At 72.6% G+C, this 17523-nt stretch carries 14 protein-coding genes; 7 read left to right on the top strand and 7 right to left on the bottom strand.

What is annotated here, in order from left to right:
* Positions 1–16 precede the first annotated feature (16 nt).
* Together OG776_RS41775 and metK are read left to right on the top strand one after the other, a co-directional pair.
* Complete coding sequence (locus OG776_RS41775) at positions 17–715, top strand: nucleosidase (RefSeq protein ID WP_329318019.1); 699 nt, start codon at positions 17–19, stop codon at positions 713–715.
* A 39-nt stretch (positions 716–754) separates the two neighbouring features.
* The gene (gene metK, locus OG776_RS41770) at positions 755–1966 is read left to right on the top strand and encodes a methionine adenosyltransferase (RefSeq protein WP_148007836.1); all 1212 of its coding nucleotides are present in this window, start codon (positions 755–757) and stop codon (positions 1964–1966) included.
* A 903-nt stretch (positions 1967–2869) separates the two neighbouring features.
* Here metK and OG776_RS41765 read toward each other — a convergent pair.
* Positions 2870–4234: an acyltransferase gene (locus tag OG776_RS41765; protein ID WP_329318021.1), complete on the bottom strand. Its 1365-nt coding sequence runs from the start codon at positions 4232–4234 to the stop codon at positions 2870–2872.
* Between the two features lie 313 nt (positions 4235–4547).
* Between OG776_RS41765 and rfbH the strand changes: the two genes are divergently transcribed.
* The gene (rfbH, locus tag OG776_RS41760) at positions 4548–5849 is read left to right on the top strand and encodes a lipopolysaccharide biosynthesis protein RfbH (protein WP_148007838.1); all 1302 of its coding nucleotides are present in this window, start codon (positions 4548–4550) and stop codon (positions 5847–5849) included.
* On the opposite strand, the gene OG776_RS41755 is transcribed toward rfbH, so the two are convergent.
* Positions 5833–7080 (bottom strand): macrolide family glycosyltransferase, encoded by a 1248-nt coding sequence (locus OG776_RS41755; protein WP_148007839.1) that lies wholly within the window; start codon positions 7078–7080, stop codon positions 5833–5835. The two genes, rfbH and OG776_RS41755, sit on opposite strands and share 17 nt — an antisense overlap.
* Positions 7081–7166: 86 nt before the next feature.
* The gene (locus OG776_RS41750) at positions 7167–7769 is read right to left on the bottom strand and encodes a dTDP-4-dehydrorhamnose 3,5-epimerase family protein (protein WP_187285504.1); all 603 of its coding nucleotides are present in this window, start codon (positions 7767–7769) and stop codon (positions 7167–7169) included.
* A 192-nt stretch (positions 7770–7961) separates the two neighbouring features.
* Between OG776_RS41750 and OG776_RS41745 the strand changes: the two genes are divergently transcribed.
* Positions 7962–8945, top strand: coding sequence for an NAD-dependent epimerase/dehydratase family protein (locus tag OG776_RS41745; RefSeq protein WP_148007841.1), 984 nt, complete (start codon positions 7962–7964; stop codon positions 8943–8945).
* Between the two features lie 537 nt (positions 8946–9482).
* Here OG776_RS41745 and OG776_RS41740 read toward each other — a convergent pair.
* The 4 genes from OG776_RS41740 to OG776_RS41725 form a co-directional block, all read right to left on the bottom strand.
* The gene (locus OG776_RS41740) at positions 9483–10271 is read right to left on the bottom strand and encodes an AfsR/SARP family transcriptional regulator (protein ID WP_329318026.1); all 789 of its coding nucleotides are present in this window, start codon (positions 10269–10271) and stop codon (positions 9483–9485) included.
* Positions 10265–11275, bottom strand: coding sequence for a dTDP-glucose 4,6-dehydratase (rfbB, locus tag OG776_RS41735; RefSeq protein ID WP_329318028.1), 1011 nt, complete (start codon positions 11273–11275; stop codon positions 10265–10267). Before rfbB ends, OG776_RS41740 begins: the two co-directional genes overlap by 7 nt.
* A gap of 184 nt (positions 11276–11459) precedes the next feature.
* Positions 11460–12713, bottom strand: coding sequence for an activator-dependent family glycosyltransferase (locus OG776_RS41730; RefSeq protein ID WP_148009554.1), 1254 nt, complete (start codon positions 12711–12713; stop codon positions 11460–11462).
* Positions 12714–12816: 103 nt separating this feature from the next.
* Complete coding sequence (locus tag OG776_RS41725) at positions 12817–13014, bottom strand: ferredoxin (RefSeq protein WP_148009555.1); 198 nt, start codon at positions 13012–13014, stop codon at positions 12817–12819.
* A gap of 319 nt (positions 13015–13333) precedes the next feature.
* Between OG776_RS41725 and OG776_RS41720 the strand changes: the two genes are divergently transcribed.
* From OG776_RS41720 to OG776_RS41710, 3 genes are all read left to right on the top strand, one after another.
* Complete coding sequence (locus OG776_RS41720) at positions 13334–14581, top strand: cytochrome P450 (protein ID WP_329326296.1); 1248 nt, start codon at positions 13334–13336, stop codon at positions 14579–14581.
* 63 nt (positions 14582–14644) lie between these two features.
* Complete coding sequence (locus OG776_RS41715) at positions 14645–15865, top strand: cytochrome P450 (RefSeq protein ID WP_148009556.1); 1221 nt, start codon at positions 14645–14647, stop codon at positions 15863–15865.
* 21 nt (positions 15866–15886) lie between these two features.
* Entirely contained in the window at positions 15887–17446 is a 1560-nt protein-coding gene (locus OG776_RS41710; RefSeq protein ID WP_148009557.1) for an acyltransferase, read from the top strand.
* Positions 17447–17523: the final 77 nt, after the last annotated feature.

Below are 17523 nucleotides of genomic sequence, written 5' to 3'. Positions count from 1 at the left end.
AAAGGCAGGAAGCGCCGTGTCCCTCCACCCGGTCACCGACCACGCGTTCTCCCCCCGCCTCATCGGTGAGATCCGCTCCGACGCGCCGCTGATCGTCGCGGCCGTGGCGGAGGAGGCGGCCCACCTCGACGGCCGCTTCCCCCTGCTGGTCACCGGGATGGGAAAGGTCAACGCGGCCGCGGCCCTCGCCCTCACCCTGTCCCGGGGCGAGCGCCCCGGCGAGATCGTCAACCTCGGCACGGCCGGAGCGCTGAAGGACGGCCTGCCGGGCGTCCACGAGATCTCCCGGGTCGTCCAGCACGACTTCGACACCGCCCTCCTGCACCGGATCAGCGGCCGCGTCTACGGTGCCCCCCTCACCGTGGGCGCGGACCGCGGGCCCACCCTCGCGACCGGCGACACCTTCGTCACGGACTCCGCCGTCCGCGACCGGCTCGCCCAGGAGGCCGACCTCGTCGACATGGAGGGCTACGCCGTCGCGACCGTGGCACAGCACCTCAACATCCCCGTACGTCTCGTCAAGTTCGTCAGTGACAGCGCCGACGAGGACGCACGTACCACCTGGCCCGAGGCACTCGACCACGCCGCCGGAATCCTGGCCGGCTGGGTCGCACAGCACCTCCCCGCACCCCGCACGCCCCGCCGCCTCCCCCGCCGCACCCGCACGTCCGCCGTCTTCACCGTCCACCCGCTGTCAGCGCCCCGCGCCGCATAGGGCTTCACCGCCGACAGCCCCCGCACCCAAGGGAGCGCCGTGTCTCACCGCCTGTTCACCTCGGAGTCCGTCACAGAGGGACACCCCGACAAGATCGCCGACCAGATCAGCGACACCATCCTCGACGCGCTGCTGCGCCAGGACCCCACCTCACGCGTGGCGGTGGAGACACTGATCACCACCGGCCTGGTGCACGTGGCCGGCGAGGTCGCGACCACCGCCTACGTGCCGATCGCCCAGCTCGTCCGGGACAAGATCCTGGAGATCGGCTACGACTCCTCCGTCAAGGGCTTCGACGGACTGTCGTGCGGGGTGTCCACGTCGATCGGCACCCAGTCCCCCGACATCGCCCAGGGCGTCGACTCCGCGTACGAGAAGCGCGCCGGGGACGGCCAGAGCGACGACCTGGACCAGCAGGGCGCCGGTGACCAGGGCCTGATGTTCGGCTACGCGACGGACGAGACCCCGGAGCTGATGCCGCTGCCGATCCACCTCGCGCACCGGCTCTCCCACCGGCTCTCCGAGGTCCGCAAGAACGGCACGGTCCCCTACCTGCGCCCCGACGGCAAGACCCAGGTCACCATCGAGTACGACGGCGACCGGGCGGTCCGCCTGGACACCGTCGTCGTGTCCTCCCAGCACTCCGCGGACATCGACCTCGACTCGCTGCTCGCCCCGGACATCCGCGAGTTCGTCGTCGAACCGGAGGTGCGGGCGCTCGCGGACAACGGCATCAAGCTGGACACCGAGGGCTACCGCCTGCTGGTCAACCCGACCGGCCGCTTCGAGATCGGCGGCCCGATGGGCGACGCCGGCCTCACCGGCCGCAAGATCATCATCGACACGTACGGCGGCATGGCCCGTCACGGCGGCGGCGCCTTCTCCGGCAAGGACCCGTCCAAGGTCGACCGTTCCGCCGCGTACGCGATGCGCTGGGTCGCCAAGAACGTCGTCGCCGCCGGGCTCGCCTCGCGCTGCGAGGTCCAGGTCGCCTACGCCATCGGCAAGGCGCGGCCGGTCGGCCTGTTCGTGGAGACCTTCGGCACCCACACCGTCGACGTCGACCGGATCGAGAAGGCCATCGACGAGGTCTTCGACCTGCGCCCGGCCGCGATCATCCGCGACCTCGACCTGCTGCGCCCGATCTACGCGCAGACCGCCGCCTACGGCCACTTCGGCCGCGAGGGCGACGCCTTCACGTGGGAGCGCACCGACCGCGTCAACGCCCTGCGGACAGCGGTCGGGCTGTAGGCCCGCCCCGTCCCGGCGACGCGGTGCCGACCGCCTCGCACACGCATCGGGCCCGGCGTCCTCGGGGGACGCCGGGCTCCGGCATTCCCCCGGGCGCCCGGGCGCCTGCGGCGGGCGGCACCAGGGCCTCCGGCGTGCGCCGCCCGAAGCCGGGGCGTGCACGCGGGAGATGACACCCGCGGCGGCGGAGGTCGTCTCGGCGTGGCGGAGGGGGTCCAGGCGTGGCCGCGGTCGTCTCGGCGGGGTGAAGGGGTCTGGGCGTGGTGGAAGCGGTCTGGGTCTGACGGAGGGCGGGCCGTCCGGCCCCCGTCGGGTCTGACGGAGGGCGGGCCGAGCCCGGGTGAGACGAGCCGGGCCTGGGTGAGCTGCCCGGGCTGGTCCGGCTTGAGCGGAGCGGGCCGCGGCGGGGGCCCTGCCGGGCGCGCGCAGCCGGAGAGTGTCCGCGATGCGGGACCGGAGGTGCCGGAGGCGCACCGGCGGCGGGGGCGAGTCGGCCGGTGCGGGGCGGAATCGACGGGAACGGCCCGGCCGGACCCGTGGCAAGTCCGCCCGTCCGGACCGGCGGTGAATCCGGACGAGCGGACCGGCGGTGAATCCGGACGGCTGGATCGGAGGTGAGCCCGGCGGCGCGCAGCGAGTTGGCCGGACGCCGGATCGTGGGCGAACGGCGCCGGCAGGCCAGGCGTGCGGTGTCGCCGGGACGGCGTCGAGCGGAACCCGCCCGGGGGTCGCGCGTCCGGTGACGCCAGGACAGCCCCCGGGCAGAGCCTCGGTGTCAGGCATCCGGTGGCGCGGGGACGGTTCCGGGCAGAGCCCGGGCGGCAGGCGTCCGGTGGCACCAGGGCAGGCCCGGGCGGAGGCCGGACCGCGGGCGTGCCGGTGGTGCCGGGGTGGAAGCCCGGGTCAGGCGTCCGGCGCGTACGTGTGCAGCCGCTTGGTCCACTCCGGCGTGAGGAGTGCCCGCGCGCTCTCGCGCGGGACGCTGAAGTGCACGTCCCGGCTGCCGTCGTCCACCGGTGTGGGAGTGATCAGGATCGACCACGGCACGGGGCTGGCGGGGAACTCGAACCAGAACGGCCGTCCCGCGCCGAGGTCGATCTCGTAGACGGGCAGCCGGCTGACGTTGTTGACCGCGACGGTTCCCCCGAAGGCGTCCAGGGCCATCCGGCTCAGGACGAGGTGGGTGCGGCGGGCGTCGCGCTGGGCCTCCAGGAAGGCGGCCTCGTCGCGTACCCGGTCGGCGGTGATGCCGTCGACGGCCCGGCGGACGGCCGCGACGGTGTCGGCGAGCGAGGCGGCGCGCAGTTCCGCGGCCCGCATCTCCGGCGTGACGTTGGTGACGGCGTTGCCCCAGTACCCGTCGGGCAGGGCCGCGCGCAGCGCGGAGCGCAGGCCGACGACCATGCCGAGCCGCTCCGCGCTGTCGTCTGGGCGCGCCCGCAGGTCGGCGAGGACCTTCCACAGGTGCGCGCTGAGCGCGTCGCCGCTGGAGACCCGCAGACCGCTGCCGGCGAGCCCGGCGCGGGCGTGCTCCTTCAGCGCCCGCACCTCCTCGGCGGCGAAGCGCAGGGTGAGGGTGCGCACGCGTCGCGCACCGGCGTTGACCCGGAGGATGAAGCGGGCCTTCCGCGGTCCGGACACCAGGGCGTACTGGCTGCTGTGCCGTGCGGCGTCGGGCGCGGCGCCCTCCGCGAGGCCGTCGAGGAGCGTGCGGGCGTACGGGGCCGCGCGGTGCTCCTCGCCGTGGTGGACGCGCGACCAGTGCCGCAGGAAGTCGAGGTATCCCGCGCCGTCGACGATGCTGTGGTTGATCGAGACGCCGAGGACCGAGCCGCCGCCGCGCATATGGGTGACCCGCACGGTCAGCAGCGGGGTGTCGTGCCCGACGATCCGGAAGGCGCTGGCCTTGTGGAGGTAGGAGCCGATGTCGTCCTTGGCCGAACGGCCCAAGCCGTACTCGGGCATGGGCCGGTCGCTGTGGCTCTCGGTGAACGGGACGCCCGCGTCGTCGCAGACGACGCTGAGCCCGCGGTCGTCGTCACGGACCAGCCGTCCGGTCAGCAGCGGGTAGTGCGGCAGGGTCGCGGCCAGTGAGGCGCGCAGCGCCGCGGCGTCCAGCGTCCGGCGGTAGTAGAAGGTGCGCGGGGTCGCGAACGTGCCGGTCATGAGGTCGTAGACGCTCAGGCGCACGCGCTCCGCGGTCGCTTCGCCGGCCCGGACGGTGACGGTGTGGTGCCGTGTCCGGGACGCAGCTGAAGTGTTGTTCATCGAGCCTCACTGGAATCGGCCTGCGGGCGTGCCTGTTGACCTGACACTCCAGCGTTCCGCGGACCGGGCGAGGAAATCACTAGTCCTCGTCCGCGGGTCTTCCCCGTGGCTGCTCAGGCCACCAACGGCCGTGCGCGGGCCGGGTTTTGGTTGTTCCCTAGACTTGTCCGGCAGCGCTGGGCAGGCCGGTGCGCCGTGTGTTGGGCTGGGCTTCCCGGACGGCACAAGCCCGGCCCGGGGACCCCGCTCGCACTTCCTGCCGTCGAGGCCACGGCTCCGTCCCCGCCGGCAGCCACAGGGAGGCCACCAGCCGATGGGCAACGACAAGACAGAGATCCTCGACCTGGTACGCGAGTACCACCGCTCCAACGCGTCCTCGGGATTCGTGCCCGGGATCACGTCCGTCATGGCCTCCGGTGCCGTCCTCGACGAGGACGACCGGGTCGCGCTGGTCGAGGCGGCCCTGGACATGCGGATCGCGGCCGGGCCGAGCTCGCGCAAGCTGGAACGGGCGCTGGCCAAGTACTTCGGTCTGCGCAAGGCGCATCTGACGAACTCCGGTTCGTCGGCGAACCTGCTGGCGCTCAGCTCGCTCACCTCACCGCAGCTGGAGGACAGCCGTCTGGTGCCGGGCGACGAGGTGGTCACCGTGGCGGCCGGGTTCCCGACGACCGTCAACCCGATCATCCAGAACGGTCTGGTGCCGGTCTTCACCGACATCGAGATCGGCACGTACAACCCGACGCCGGAGCGGATCGAGCAGGCCATCGGTCCGCGGACGCGGGCCATCATGGTGGCGCACGCGCTCGGCAACCCGTACGCCGTGGAGGAGATCGCGCAGATCGCCGACGACCACGGCCTGTTCCTCATCGAGGACAACTGCGACGCGCTGGGCAGCACCTACAACGGCCGTCTCACCGGCACGTTCGGTGATCTGGCGACCGAGAGTTTCTACCCGGCGCACCACATCACGATGGGTGAGGGCGGGGTGGTCCTGACGGACAACCTGGCGCTGGCGCGCATCGTGGAGTCCATGCGCGACTGGGGCCGGGACTGCTGGTGCGAGCCGGCCGAGGACAACCGCTGCTTCAAGCGGTTCGAGCACCAGATGGGGACGCTGCCGGCCGGCTACGACCACAAATACATCTTCTCGCACGTGGGTTACAACCTGAAGTCGACCGACGTGCAGGCGGCGCTGGGTCTGCAGCAGCTGACGCACATCGACGAGTTCGGCAAGGCCCGGCGTCACAACTGGGCGCGGCTGCGGGAGGGGTTGGACGGTCTTCCGCACCTGGTGCTGCCGGAGGCGACCCCGGGCAGCGATCCGAGCTGGTTCGGTTTCGCCATCACCGTGGTGCCGGGGGCGCCGTTCGCGCCGGGCGCGCTCATCGACCACCTGGAGTACAGCAAGGTGGCCACCCGGCGTTTCTTCGCGGGCAACCTCACCCGCCACCCGGCCTACGAGGGGCAGAAGTTCCGGGTCAGCGGTCCGCTGACCAACAGTGACATCACCACCGAGCGCACGTTCTGGATCGGTGTGTTCCCCGGTCTGACGGACGAGATGATCGACTACAGCATCTCGACCATCAGCGAGTTCGTCACGCTGCCCCACTGATGCCGGCCGGCCCGCCCGTGCGGTGCCGGCGGTGCCGCGCCGCCCAGCCCTGAAGGGTGTCGGCGGCGCGGACGGCACCGCCGGCGCCGCGGACGGCTTCGCGCATCCGCCGCAGGGCGCCGGGGGTGCGCGGGTCGGCCAGCAGCCCGTTCACGGTGCGGGCGAGGACCTGGGCGTCGAGGCCGGTCCGTGACAGGGTGCGGCCGACCCCGCACTGCTCCAGCCGCTCGGCGCTGAGGCCGAGTTCGTGGGCGCGCGGGATGGCCACCACGGGGGTGGCGAAGTACAGGGCCTCCATGAGGCTGCCCATGCCGGCGTGGCAGACGAGGACGTCGGCGTGCGGCAGCACGGCGGGGTGCGGCAGCCAGTCGTGGATCTCCACGTGCGGGGGCAGCGGCCCCAGTTGTGCGTGGTCGGCGCCGTGTCCGAGGGTCATCACGACGTGCCAGGAGGCCGGGTCGAAGGCCTGGGCGCAGGTGCGGAAGAAGTCGCCGCGGTCGCCGGACTCGGTGCCCAGGGACACCAGCGCGGTGCGCCGGCCGTCCGCCGGCGGCGACCAGAGGCCGGCCGGGGCTTCGGTGACCATGGGGCCCACGAACGCGAAGCGGTCGTCGAAGGTGTCGCCCTCGATCTGGAAGTCCCGCGGCAGGAAGACGAGGTTGTGCTCGTCCCACTCGGTGCCGTAGCGGCTCATCTCGTCCAGGCCGATGCCGTGTTCGCCCATGAACTCGATGAGGACGCCGGCGCCCTTGGCCATGACCGGGTCGGCCCGGTCCCACATCTGGGCGCGCAGGGAGAAGGTCTCGTTCGCCGCGTGGCTGGGGAACATCTGCACCGGCAGGGCGCCGAGGACCCGGGCGGCGACGCGTCCGGCGGCCACGTTCTCGAAGTCGTAGAGGACGGCGTCCGGGGGGTCCTGGGCGAGGGCGGTCAGGGCGGCGGGGAACACGGTCTCGATGGTGTCCACCAGCAACGCGTAGCCCTCGGCGGCCAGTTGGCCGGGGGCCGGGTCGGCGGCGCGGTAGAACTCGCCGCGTGCGGAGGTGTAGGTGACGGCGCGGGCGCCCGCTTCCTCGACCAGGGAGGCGTACCGCTCGTCCACGACGTAGGTCACCCGGTGGCCGCCGGCGACGAGCGCGCGGGCGACGCCGAGGCTCGGTGCGACGTGCCCGAAGTCCGCGAAGGGCAGGACGGCGCAGTGGAGCGGGCGGGGGTCGGCGGGGTGCGGCATCGGCTGTTCCTTCGGTACGGCGGCGGCCTCGGACGGTGTGCCGGCGGCCGCCGGGGAGGGGGGCGGGTCCGCTGCCGGGCGGCCGGTCACGTGCCGCGCAGTGCCGCGTAGTGGTCGAGGCAGTCCTCGTAGCGCGGCAGCAGGCCGGTGCGGCGGGCGGTGGCGACGGAGACGGCCCGGGAGTCCTTGGCCGACATCAGCGGGGTCTCCGACAGCTGCCACGGTAAGTCGAGTTCGGCGTCGAGGGGGTCGATGTCGATCTGGGTGCCGGGGACGAACTCGGTGGAGCACAGGTAGGAGACGCAGGTGTCGTCGGTGAGGGCGAGGAAGCCGTGCACGAGGCCTTCGGAGACGAAGACGCTGTCGCCGGACTCGGCGGTCATCCAGTTCGCCTCGTGCGCGCCGAAGGTGGGCGAGCCGAGGCGCACGTCGACGACGATGTCGAGGATCGCGCCGCGGACGACGCACACGACCTTCGCCTGGCCGGGTGGCAGGAGGGTGCCGTGGAGTCCGCGCAGGGTGCTCTTGCGGGACACCGAGTAGTTCACCTGCACCAGGGGCACCGGTCTGCCGATCTCCTCGGCCAGCCTGTCGTGGCGGAACGACTCGTAGAAGTTCCCGCGCACGTCGCCGATCTTGTGCGGTGTGATGTGGTATGCGTCCGGCACAGCCATCTCTCGAACCTTCATGGTGTCAGCACCATAGGGCGGGCCGGTAGAGGACCGTTGAAGGGCCGCACAGGGCATGGTCGAGTCGAACGGTCCTGGAGGGGTCCTCGATCGCCGGGTGCGACAGTGACCGCACAAATCCGACGTCCGCCGCCGTGGCGCACCGGGACGACGTACGGGTGCGGGGGCGACCCGGCCCAAAAGGAGAACGGCATGACGCTGGTCGGTACGCAGTCAGTGCCCGGAGCGCCGGACGGATCCCCGGGCCGGGTGGTCGTCCTCGGCGCGACCGGCTTCGTCGGCCGGCACGCGGGCGCGGCCCTGGAGGCGGCCGGTCACGAGGTCATCGCCGTCGCGCGGCAGGCCGCGAAGATGCCGGCCTCGTGGCAGTTCTGCCCGATGGACCTGGTCAAGGACGGGCCGGACGCGCTGACGAGGCTGATCGAGGCGGAGCATCCGGTGGCGGTCGTCAACGCGGCCGGGGTGGCCTGGTCGTCGTCGGTCGGCGTCATGCGGCAGGGCAACCAGCTGCTCGTGGATCAGCTGCTGGCGGCGCTGGACGCCGCCTCGTGGCGGCCGCGTCTGGTGCATCTGGGCTCGGTGCACGAGTACACGCCGCAGCCCGCGGGTGTCCTGCTCGCCGAGGACTCCCCCACTCGCCCGGCGACGGACTACGGGCAGTCGAAACTGCTCGGCAGCCAGGCCGTCCTGCGCTCCGTCGAAGAAGGCCGGACGAACGCGGTGGTGCTGCGGCTGTCGAACCTGATCGGCGCCGGGACCCCGCCCGGCAGCCTGCTGGGCCGTGTGGCGCAGCAGTTGCTCGCCCGGCCGGAGCCGGGCGGGGCCGTCACGGTGCAGCTGTCCCCGTTGCGCAGCAGCCGGGACTTCGTCGACGCCAAGGACGCGTCCGAGGCGGTCGTGGCCGCGACGCGGGCACCGGGGGCGCGGGGCAGGGTGGTGAACATCGGCAGCGGCACCTCGCTGCATGTGCGTGCCGTGGTGGAGCGGCTGATCGCGGCGAGCGGCAGACGGGTGCGGCTGGTCGAGGACACCGGCGGTACGGTGCGGCCGGCCACGGACGCGGACTGGATGTGCGTGGACGTCACCGCGGCGCGCGAGCTGCTGGGCTGGTCGCCCCGCCGCGGGCCCGAGGAGGCCGTACGGGACCTGTGGAAGGCGGCGAAACGTTCCGTCTGAGCCGGGGGCGGGGTGCGCGTGCGGGTCGGCGTCCGCACGCGTGCGGACGCCGCCGGCCGGTCGGCGACCCGTCGGCGCAGGGCCGCAGGGCCGCAGGGCGCACCGACCGGACCCAAGGCCTCCACGCGCAGAGCCGAGGACAGCAGAGCCAGGACATGGGGGCCTCCGCGTACGGCGCGGGTACACGAACGCGGGCCGCGCGCACACCACTCGATGCAGAGTCAGGGACGCGGGGACCGGACACGGACGCGAGGCAGCAGACGCACTGGCGCGAAGGCAAGGACCGGGCACGGGGATGCGGGGCAACGGACGCGGGCGCGGGGCCGTGCCCGCGCTGGCGCGGGCGCAAGGGCGTGGACGTACGGGCCGAGCGCAGGGCCTCGGGGGGCGCGGCGCGGGCGCGCGAACGTGGGAGAGCCGGCGCAGGCGCTCCGGCATGGGAGGGCCGGCGCGGGCGCGCGAACGTGGGAGAGCCGGGGCGGGCGCGCGGGCGTGGGAGGGCCGGGGCGGGTGTGGGCCCGTCCGGCGGCTCCCCGGTCAGCCCGGCAGCAGGCTGAGGTCGGCGGTGGTGACGCGGTCCAGGAGGACGTGCTGGCGGATCTGCTGCAGTCCCGCGGAGGGTTCCAGGCCCAGTTCGTCGCGGAGGAGCCGGCGCAGCCGCTGGTAGACCTGGAGGGCCTCGCTGCTGCGGCCGCAGCGCTGGAGCGCGATGATCAGGCCGCCCTGGAACCATTCGTGGAGCGGGTAGGTGCTGGCCAGTTCCTTGAGTTCCGGGACGAGTTCGCGGTGCAGGCCGAGGCCGAGGCCCGCGGTGATGCGCAGCTCCAGCGCGTGCATGTGGAGCTCCTCCAGGCGCAGCGCGTACGCCTGGAGGCAGGGGCCCTGGCCGATGTCGGCGAACGGCTGCCCCGACCACCAGGCCAGTGCGGCCTGGAGGCGTTCGGTGGCCGTGTGCGCGTCACCGGCCTCGATCGCGGACCGTGCCTGGACGGTGAGCCGTTCGAACTCCTCGGCGTCGTAGTCGCCGGGGGCCACCCGCAGGATGTAGCCGGTGGCCCGGGTGACGAGCGGTCCCGTTCCCTCGGTCGTCTCGCTGTCGCTCTGCAGGAGTTTGCGCAGCTGGTAGACGTACGTCTGGACGGTGGCGGTGGCGCTGCGCGGCGGGGTGCGCTCCCACAGTTCCCCGGCGATCGCGGAGATCGACACCAGGGTGTTGCGGCGGGCCAGCAGCAGCGCCAGCATCTGGCGGACCTTGGGGGCGGTGGGTGTCACGGGCCGTCCGTCCCGGGTCACCTCCAGCAGTCCCAGGGTGCGGAAGGTCAGCATGCGGGGGTCCCTGTCGCCGCCTCGCCGGTCCCGGCGAGGGCGGGCTCCCACCAGTCGCGGTTGTCGCGGTACCAGGCGACGGTCTCGGCGAGGCCCTCGGTGAAGTCCTTCTGCGGCTTGTAGCCCAGCTCGGTGTGGGCCTTGGTCCAGTCGACGGAGTAGCGGCGGTCGTGTCCCTTGCGGTCGGTGACGTACTCGACCTGGTCCCAGGTGGCGCCGCACGCCTCCAGGAGCCGTTCGGTGAGCCGGCGGTTGTCGAGTTCGGTGCCGCCGCCGATGTTGTAGATCTCGCCGGCCCGGCCCCGGGTGCGGACCAGTTCGATGCCGCGGACGTGGTCGTCGATGTGGAGCCAGTCGCGCACGTTCATGCCGTCGCCGTACAGCGGGACCTTCTTGCCCTGCAGGAGGAGGCTGACGAAGAGCGGGATGATCTTCTCGGGGTACTGGTGGTGGCCGTAGTTGTTGGAGCAGCGGGTCACCCGTACGTCCAGGTCGTGGGAGCGGTGGTAGACCAGGGCGAGCAGGTCGCTGGCCGCCTTGGAGGCGGCGTAGGGCGAGTTGGGGTTCACGGACTGCTCCTCGGAGCAGGAGCCGGCCGGGATGGAGCCGTAGACCTCGTCGGTGGAGACGTGCACGAAGGTGCCGATGCCGTGCTGCAGGGCGGCGTCCAGGAGCACCTGGGTGCCCATGACGTTGGTGCGCACGAACTCGGCGGAGCTGGAGAGCGACCGGTCGACGTGCGACTCGGCGGCGAAGTGCACGACCTGGTCGTGTTCGGCCATGAGGAGGCCGACGACGTCCGGGTCGCAGATGTCGCCGACGACCAGCCGGAAGCGGTCGGAGTCGTGGACTTCGTCGAGGCTGGCTCGTTTGGCCGCGTAGGTGAAGGCGTCCAGCACGGTCACCGAGACGTCGCCGGGGCCGAGGGGACCGAGGAGGGTGCGGACGTAGTGGGAACCGATGAAGCCGGCACCGCCGGTCACCAGGATGCGTGTCTGACTCATCGGGATTGCGGCGCCAGGTACCCCGTCGGGGTCGCGGTTGACGCCGTCCTCCTTCCTCGTGTGTGCGGTGTGGTGCGCGAATCCGGCCGGTGGGCCGGTCTGTCCGGGGCAGGGTGCTCGGGGCGGTGCGTTCGGGCGGGTGTGTGCGGACCGTGCGCTTCGGGCGGGTGTGTGCGGGGCGGTGTCAGCGGTCGGCGACCAGTTGTTCCAGTCGGCCGACCAGGGCGTGCGGGCTGGGGAGGGCCGCGGACTCGTCCCGCAGCCGTCCCGCGGCGGCCGCGAACGACGGCTCCTCCACGAGCATGCGGGTGTGCACGAGGACCTGGCCGGCGTCGACGTCGCTGTGGTGGACGAAGATCCCGGCGCCGGCCTTCTGCACCGCGCGTCCGCGCAGTTCCTGGTCGGCGACGTTCGTCGACAGGGCGAGCTGCGGGACGCCGTTGACGAGGGCGGTGGCGAAGGAGCCCCAGCCGCCGTGGTGGATGACGGCGGAGCAGGTGGGCAGCAGCGTGTTCAGGGCGATCCCGCTGACGGCGCGCACGTTGGGGGGCAGGTCGCCGAGCTGTTCGGCCTGCTCGGGCATGAGCGCGGCGACGACGTCGACGTCGAGTGCGCCCAGGGATCTGAGGATGTCGTAGAGGGGGACGTAGTCGCCGCCGTAGGCCTCGCTGTTGGTGCGGCCGAGGGTGACGCACACCCGGGGCGACTTGGGCCGCTCGCGCAGCCAGTCCCACTGCACGGCGGGGCCGTTGTAGGGGATGTAGCGCATGGGCAGCTGGTGCAGTTCGCTCGGCGGCCGCAGGCTCGGGGGCAGGGTGTCGATCGTGAACTGGCCGTTGAGGAGTTCCTCGTCGCAGGACACGCCGTAGGCGCGGCCGCGTTCGTCGATCCACTCGGCGAGCGGGTCGGTGCGTTCGGCCTCGGGGACGTCGCGGGCGAGGTCGACGAAGGTGCGGCGGGCCTGCCCGTACACGTCGGCGCACCACAGCAGGCGGGCGTGGGCGGCGCCGCAGGCGCGTGCGGCGACCGCGCCCGCGTAGGCGATGGGGTCGCGGATGACGAGGTCGGGCCGCCAGTCGCGGGCGAGGGCCACCATGTCGTCCATGACGGGATCGTTGTAGCGGGCGAAGCCCCAGGGCACGCTGATCTCGTAGCGTTCGCGCAGGGTGGCCCAGTCGACCTGGCCGGGGCCGAGGTGGCTCCAGTTGGCGACGTCGGCGTCCTGGGACTCGCGGGCGAGGGCCATGTCCGCGTGCAGCAGGGTGTGGTCGTCGGTGCCCACGGGGGCGGCCACCAGGCCTACCCCGGTGATGGAGGGGGTCAGCGACGGCGAGTTGGCCATCAGCACGTCGTGGCCGGCCGTGACGAAGGCCCAGGCGAGCGGCACCATGGTGTTCAGGTGCGACTTCTCCGACAGGCCGGCGAACAGAACGCGCATGGCATCCTCTCGTTCGTAGAAGGTCTGCGGCCGGGCCGCGGGACATCGGAGCGGGTCCGGCAGAAGGCGGGCCGGGCGCCGCCGTCCGGCCTGCCGGAGCCGCTCAGTCCCCGTCGAGGGTGATGGCACCCAGCGGGCAGGATTCGTGCGCTTCGCGGATCGCCTCGTGGTGGTCGCTCCCCGGCCGTTCGATCAGGAGCAGGGCACGTCCGTCGGTCTCGTCCTGGTCGAAGACCTCGGGTGCGATCAGTACGCACTGACCCGCTCCCATGCACTTGTCGTGGTCGATCGCGATGTCCATGCCGGCCTTCCGCGTCGGGCGGTACGGGGTGGCGCCCCGCTGCCGGGGCGTGCCCATCTTGGGCCGCGGGCAGGCCCGTTGCCGCCGTGGGCGGGCACTGTCTGGGATTTCCTCCAGAGATTGCGGCCGCCGCCCGGCCTCCCGGGCGAGGGCCCGGCGGGCGGTACTCGGTGAATCCCTAGACTGCGCGGCCGTTCCTGGCCCCGGTCCGGCGCCGCGTGCTGGAGTGACGCGAGAGCCGGGCCCGTCGGGCGCCGGCCGGACCGGGCACGTCGCGGGCCGCGATCGCGACCGGGCCGCACGAGAGGGGGAACCACTGGTGGCGGAGGAAGGCACCCCGGACGTCGGTGTGACGCGGGCAGGGGCGGATGCGGCGCCCGGCGCGGCGCCGGGGCCCGGCGTCGGCAGGGCTCCCTCGGTGGAGCCGGACGGCGGGGCGACGCTGCTCGCCTGGCTCGCGCGGATGCGTGAACAGTGCCCCGTCTGGCGTGACGAGGCGGGCCAGGTGCATCTGTTCCGGTACGAGGACGTGCAGCGGGTCCTCACCGACCCGGCGACCTTCTCGTCCGACACCGTGGGCCGCCTGTCGGGCGGTGAACGCCAGGCCCCGCGCGGCACCCTCCTGCTGCTGGACCCGCCGCTGCACGGCAAGATGCGGCGTCTGGTCAGCCGTGCCTTCACACCGGGGCTGATCTCCGGTCTCGAACCGTGGATCACCGATCTGACGGCCGAGTTGCTGGCCGCGGCCGGCTCCGACCGCTTCGACCTGGTGGACGTGCTCGCCAACCCGCTGCCGGTGACGGTGATCGCGCGGATGCTCGGCGTGCCGACGGCCGACCGGGACCTGTTCCAGGGGTGGGCGGACCAGCTGCTGTCGACGGACCCGGAGGATCCCGGGAGCGTGCAGCGGATGGAGGAGACCGGCGCCGTCATCTCGGCGTACCTGCAGGGCTTCATCGACGAGCGGCGCCGCGAGCGGCAGGACGACCTGCTGGGCACCCTGGTGCACGCGGAGCTCGACGGTGAGCGCCTCGACGACGAGGACATCGCGAGTTTCGCGACGCTGCTGCTGCTCGCGGGGCATGTCACCACCTCGGTGCTGCTGGGCAACACGCTGATGTGTCTGGACGGGGAGCCGGAACTGTTCGAACGGGTCCGTGAGGACCGGTCGTTGGTGCCGGCCGTGATCGAGGAGACCCTGCGGCTGCGTCCGCCGTTCACGCGGATCGAGCGCGTCACCACGGTGGAGACCGAGTTCCACGGGACGAGCCTCGCCCCCGACACCCTGGTGCATCTGTGGCTGTTGTCGGCCAACCTGGACGAGGAGGTCTTCGAGGACGCGGCCGCCTTCCGTCCGGACCGCTCCAACTCCCGTCAGGCCGCCTTCGGTCACGGTATCCACTACTGCATCGGGGCGCCGCTGGCCCGGCTGGAGGGGCGGGTCGCGCTGAACGCGCTCCTCGACCGGTTCGCCCGGATCGAGGTCGACCCCGACGCACGGCTGACCTACCACGGCACCAACGTCTATGGCGCCCGGCATCTGCCGCTGGCCGTCAAGCGTGCCTGACCCCTCCACCCGCTCCCGCCCCACGACACCCGACGGCGCAGCCGGCACACCAACGGAGTGACCATGAAGACACGGCCCGACGCACCCGTCATCCCGGCGGACCGGGGCACATGCCCGTTCGATCCGCCGGCGGCCTACGCCCGCCTGCGTGCGGAGAACCCGGTCAGCCCCATCACCTTCCAGGTGGCCCCGGCGGACACCTCGGGCTGGCTGGTCACCCGGCACGACCTGGTGCGGCAGATCCTGGCCGACAACCGCTTCAGCCACCGCAACGAACTGCTGGCCCATGTCGTCGCGCCGCCGTTCCCGATGGACGAGTACAAGCCCCAGCCCTCGCCGCCCGGTTCGTTCGCGAAGACGGACGCGCCCGAGCACTCCAAGTACCGCCGGCTGCTGGCCGGGCACTTCACGGTCCGCCGGATCCAGCAGTTCGAGCCGGAGCTGACCCGCATCATCGGCGAGACCCTGGACGAGATGGCCGCGCAGGGCTCGCAGGCCGATCTGCTGACGTCGTTCGCCGAGGTGGTGAGCGTGCGCACGGTGCAGTCCCTGATGGGGGCCTCCGCCGAGCTGATGGCGGTCATCTCGAAGCACTTCTCGGCGATGATGACGCTGACGTACACGCTGGAGGAGTTCATCCACCACGTCGAGTCCATGGACGCGGCGCTGCGGCCCATGGTCCGCGAGCGGATGAAGGAACGGGGCGACGACTTCTTCGGGCAGCTGGCGTCCACCGGGGAGCTGACCGAGGAGGAGATGGTCAACCTCGCCGTCCTCACCCTGGGCGGCTCCCTCGACACGACGCCCAACATGCTGGCCCTGAGCACGTTCGCGCTGCTGGAGCAGCCGGAGCAGCTGGCCCTGCTGCGCAGCCGCCCGGAGCTGTACGAGGCGGGTGCCGTCGACGAGTTGATGCGCTATCTGACCATCTCACAGATGGGGTCGAGCCGTTGCGCGCTGGAGGACGTCGAGATCGAGGGCGTCACCATCAAGGCCGGGCAGACCGTCGTCCTGTCGCTGCCCGCCGCCAACCGTGATCCCTCGGTCTTCACCGACCCCGACGCCCTCGACGTCACCCGTATCCCGCGCAAGCACCTGGCGCTCGGGTTCGGGGCGCATCAGTGCCTGGGCCAGCACCTGGCCCGCGCCACCCTCAGGATCGGTCTGCGCACCCTGTTCGAGCGTTTCCCGAAGCTGCGGCTGGCGACGCCCGCGGACGAGGTGCCGCTGCGCGACCGCGCCGTGCACTACGGGGTCGACAGCCTGCTCGTCGCCTGGGACTGATCGGCCGCGAGGAGGACATCCGTGACAGCGAACACGACCAACCCGAAGGACACGCCCGACCCGGGCACGACGAGTACGGCGAGCACGACGGACGGGACGCCTGCGACCGGCGGCGCGGGCTGGACCCGCAGGACGGGCCGCGCGGGCCGCACGGGCGGCCCGAGGGGCGGGAAGGGCCGGAAGGGCAAGGCGCCCGTGCCGGCGTTCCGCCACGCCGTGGAGAGCCGGGAGGAGCGGTCCTTCCTGGTCCGCGCCGGCACGGCCGGCACCACCCGGGTCCGGCTCAGCGGTTACGACCTGCTGACCGGTCCCTGGTACACACCGCTGACGTTCTTCTACCGCGAGACGCTGGACGGCGCGGAGCTGCGCGCGTCCCTGGCGCGCACGCTGCGCCACTTCCCGCTGCTGGCGGGCCGTCTCACCCGGGACGGGGACGGCGGGCTGAGTGTGCTCTGCAACGACGCCGGGGTCCGCTTCACCGAGGCGGTGTCGCCGGAGCCGCTGCGGGAGTACGGGCCCTCGCTGCGTACCGAGCCGGTGATCGGCAACCTGCTGCGCGAGGTCAGCGCGTTCCGTGTCGTCGACCGGGACACCCCGCTGCTGAAGATCCGGCTGACCCGGATGCGCGGCGGCGGTTCGGTCCTCGGCGTGATGATCAACCACAGTCTCGCGGACGGCGGGAACACCGTCGCGTTCCTGGAGAGCTGGTCGCGCGAGCACCACGGGCTGGACTCTCCCGGGGAGCCGTTCCACGACCGGACCGTCCTCGACGCGCTGGGCCGGACGTCCACGGACCCCGCGACGGTGGCCTCGCGCGCGTTCACCGGTGTCTCACGCGCACGGCTGCTGGCGACGAACATCAAGGTCGGCCTGCACAAGCTCGCGACCGTCGCCACCCGCTTCGAAGCCGCCGAACTCGCCGCGATGAAGCGGTCCGCGCAGCGGCAGCTGACCGGCGAGGGCTCCTGGGTCTCCACCAACGACGTCCTGACCGCGCACATCTGGCAGGTGCTCGGCGCCCTGCGCGGCCGGCCCGACGACGCGGCCGAATGGCTCGGCATGATCGTCAGCGCGCAGTCCCGGCTCGGTGAGGCGCTGCCCGCCGGGTACTGGGGCAACTGTGTCAGCAACAGCTGGACCGGTACCTCGGCGGCGGCGCTGCGCGAGAGCCCGCTGGGCCAGGTCGCCCAGGACGTCCGGGCCTGTCTGGACTCCAACACCGCCGACAAGATCCGCGACGAGATCGCCTTCCTCAACTCCTATCGCGGGGCGGGTGTGTCACGGCACGTCATGTCGGTGCGGGCGCCGGACGTCTTCGACACGGCGCTGACCGTCAACAACTGGTCGCAGTTCCCGCTGTACCGCATCGACCTGGGTGCGGGGCGGCCGTTCTGGTACGAGTTCCCGGACCTTCCGGTGCCGACGGTGCACATCGCGCCGACGCCCGCCGAGGACGGGGGCCGGGACGTGTACCTGTGTCTGGCCCAGGAGCACGCGGCCGAGGTACGGGAGCCGGCCTGGCTGGAGCGTCTGCACGCGCACGCGCGGACCGGCGGGGGTGGCGTACCCGAGGAGAAGTGACGCGGGTGGGCCGGTGGCCCCGGTTCTCACCGGGGGCCACCGGCCCGCCCGTGTCCGTTCCTCCGCGGTCCGCCGAC

Origin of the sequence: Streptomyces sp. NBC_01689, assembly GCF_036250675.1 — a bacterium.
Taxonomy (GTDB): domain Bacteria; phylum Actinomycetota; class Actinomycetes; order Streptomycetales; family Streptomycetaceae; genus Streptomyces.
This window is presented reverse-complemented; position numbering and strand designations above follow the sequence as displayed.